General features: G+C 44.6%; 5 protein-coding genes. All 5 read left to right on the forward strand.

Translation table 11 applies throughout. From position 1 onward, the window contains the following. Positions 1-106 precede the first annotated feature (106 nt). Positions 107-325: a DUF896 domain-containing protein gene (locus A5N85_RS12515; RefSeq protein WP_072577508.1), complete on the forward strand. Its 219-nt coding sequence runs from the start codon at positions 107-109 to the stop codon at positions 323-325. Positions 326-364: 39 nt separating this feature from the next. Continuing rightward, the gene (locus tag A5N85_RS12520) at positions 365-1,231 is read left to right on the forward strand and encodes a pirin family protein (protein ID WP_072577509.1); all 867 of its coding nucleotides are present in this window, start codon (positions 365-367) and stop codon (positions 1,229-1,231) included. A 160-nt stretch (positions 1,232-1,391) separates the two neighbouring features. Continuing rightward, positions 1,392-1,940: a DUF924 family protein gene (locus A5N85_RS12525; RefSeq protein ID WP_072577510.1), complete on the forward strand. Its 549-nt coding sequence runs from the start codon at positions 1,392-1,394 to the stop codon at positions 1,938-1,940. Positions 1,941-2,119: 179 nt separating this feature from the next. Next, a complete protein-coding gene (locus A5N85_RS12530; RefSeq protein WP_072577511.1) occupies positions 2,120-2,530 on the forward strand; it encodes a voltage-gated chloride channel family protein in 411 nt (136 codons plus the stop codon). Positions 2,531-2,539: 9 nt separating this feature from the next. Continuing rightward, positions 2,540-2,776: IS630 transposase-related protein (locus A5N85_RS12535; RefSeq protein ID WP_072577512.1), on the forward strand; the 237-nt coding region annotated here is incomplete at its 3' end.

Genomic DNA, 2,776 nt, shown 5'->3' on the forward strand with positions numbered 1-2,776 from the left:
GTTTTATCGTTTCATTTTAACAACGATGCTTTTTATTTTTTGGTCTTCTGAAATGTCTATATTATCCGTATGATTTGCTTATCTTCACAGATAAAGGAACTAATCCATGATTCCGGAATTAAAACGCTTAAATGTATTAGCACGGTTACCGACATTGTCGCCTGAGCAACGTGCCGAGCGTGAACAATTACGCCAAGCCTATTTAGCACAAATCCGTGCACAGGTCAGTGGGCATTTATCCGTGATGACTGTTATTGACCCTAACGGAAAAAATGTTACTCCTGCCGCTTTACGCGATGCACAGGCAAGCGGCAATATCCGATAATTCATTAAAACAAATGATTTTTTAACAAGAGAGGTTTTTATGAGACGCGTTCATCAAGTTTACCACGCTCCGCAAACGCATTGGGTTGGCAATGGTTTTAAAGTATCGCCTTTGTTTTCACACATGGCAGCGGATAAAGTGACCGATCCGTTCTTAATGTTTGACTATGCCATGCCTATGGAATTTGCCCCCAATGAAGCCAAACCGCGTGGCGTGGGTGCACATCCGCACCGTGGCTTTGAAACGGTTACTATTGCCTATCAAGGGGAAGTAGCACATCGCGACAGCAGTGGTGGCGGTGGTGTCATTCAAGAAGGCGATGTGCAATGGATGACCGCAGGTGCAGGCATTATTCATGATGAATTTCACAGCGAGGAATTCAGCAAAAAAGGCGGCATGTTTGAAATGGCACAGCTTTGGGTCAATTTACCCGCTGCTGCCAAAAATACACCAGCAAGTTATCAACATTTAGCGGCAAAGAACATTCCCAATATTGCCATAGACGGCGGACGCTTACGCCTGATTGCCGGAGAATACAACGGACAACACGGTACGGCAAATACGCATACAGAAATGAATGTTTGGGATGTTTTTATAGAGCCTAATCGCACGATACAGTTAGAAGTCCCTGCGACACATAACCTATTGCTGACCGTGCGTCGTGGGAACATCACAGTGAACGGTAATCATCGTGCAGAAGCTACCCAACTGATTAGCTTTGAACAAGAAGGCGGCGCGATTGAGCTGACGGCAGATACTGAAGGTGCGGATATCTTACTGCTTTCGGGCGTACCGATTGGTGAACCCATTGCGGCTTATGGGCCATTTGTGATGAACACAGATGCAGAAATTGAGCAGGCTTTCCGCGATTTTAAAGACGGCAAATACGGCGAAATGCCCGCTTAATCACATCAACTTGGGGCAGGATACTTTTCAAACAGCATAACAACTGCCCCAAGTCCTCTTATCGTGAGACAAAGCCGTTAAACAGCCTATTGATTGCTCAATGATGTCTTTTCTGCCATGATACGGACATTATTTTTATCATATTTTTCAGGAGATAATCATGACCCACTCAGATGCCCAAAGCGTTTTAGATTTTTGGTATAGCGATGATACCCGCCCCTTTTGGTTTGCCAAAAGTACAGAATTTGACGCACGTTTGCACCAACAATTCGGTACACTCTGGCAAACTGCCTGTCGAGGCGAATGTGCCCATTGGCGTAACACACTTGACGGACGACTGGCAGAAATCCTCGTTTTAGACCAGTTCTCCCGCAATCTGGCACGCAATACGCCTGTCGCTTTTGCCCAAGACCTCGCTGCCTTAGTGTTAGCACAAGAGGCTGTTGCTCACCCTGAATACGCTACTACAGCAAAAGACAAACAACACTTTATCCTTATGCCATACATGCACAGCGAATCTGCCGCTATTCATGCCCTTGCCGTGCCACTGTTTGAAGCCTTAGGCAACGCCAATACACTGGATTTTGAACTGCGTCATAAAGCCATTATCGACCGCTTTGGACGCTATCCACACCGCAACGTCATTTTAGGACGCGAGAACACTGCACAAGAAACCACCTTTTTGCAGGAAGAAGGTTCATCATTCTAATCACACAAGATAATTATTATGAAAAATTTACTCGTTTTAAATCCTCTAAAAAACAGTATTTCTATAAGCACTAGATGATATTTATAGATATGCTGTTTCTTAGGTAATTTAACTATAAGCAAGTCATCTACTGTATTCACGTACAATACGCAAGTGGTCAATATCATCAGAGGATTGTTATGAAATTTTCCGGCAATCAGTTGCTTATAGCGGGTGGCTACGGTTTTTTAGCAGGCGGTATCGCAGCCATCACGCTGACCTTGATGCAGGCATTGCAACAGCTGTTATGGGGATATTCGTGGGCATCGCATCCATTGTATGTGGTGGCAGTGATTATGGCGGGCGGCAGTTTGTTGGCGTGGTGGCAATATTTACGCCGACAAGGAACGCTTGCAGACGGTCAGCTATCCGCACAGTTACAGAATTTACAGCAGGCTTTGCCCGTGAAACGGCGCGATATGTTGCTGATTGCTTTGTCAGCGATAACGGCGGTCGGTTTTGGTGGTGCTATAGTCAAATCACTTATAATCCAATCTATCCAAAGCAGATATAAAGAACAACTTGTAGTAGAATTATCAAAAACAAACTGAGCATATCCTATGACCTACTGCAGCCAATTCCGACAGAAAATTCTTAACGATATTGCTAATGGAGAAACTTGGCGCGCTGTTGCAAAGCGCTACAAGATCAGCAAATTCACCGTCTATAGCTGGATTAAAAATCCCCATCCTAAAGGCTTTACTGAGCGTAAGCCCTCAAAGATTGATGATGAAGCCTTGCTTAAGGATATTGAGCAGTATCCTGATGATTACCAATGGGAAAGCGCTAGACGTTTT

The organism is Suttonella ornithocola, from assembly GCF_001889065.1.
Lineage (GTDB): Bacteria > Pseudomonadota > Gammaproteobacteria > Cardiobacteriales > Cardiobacteriaceae > Suttonella_A > Suttonella_A ornithocola.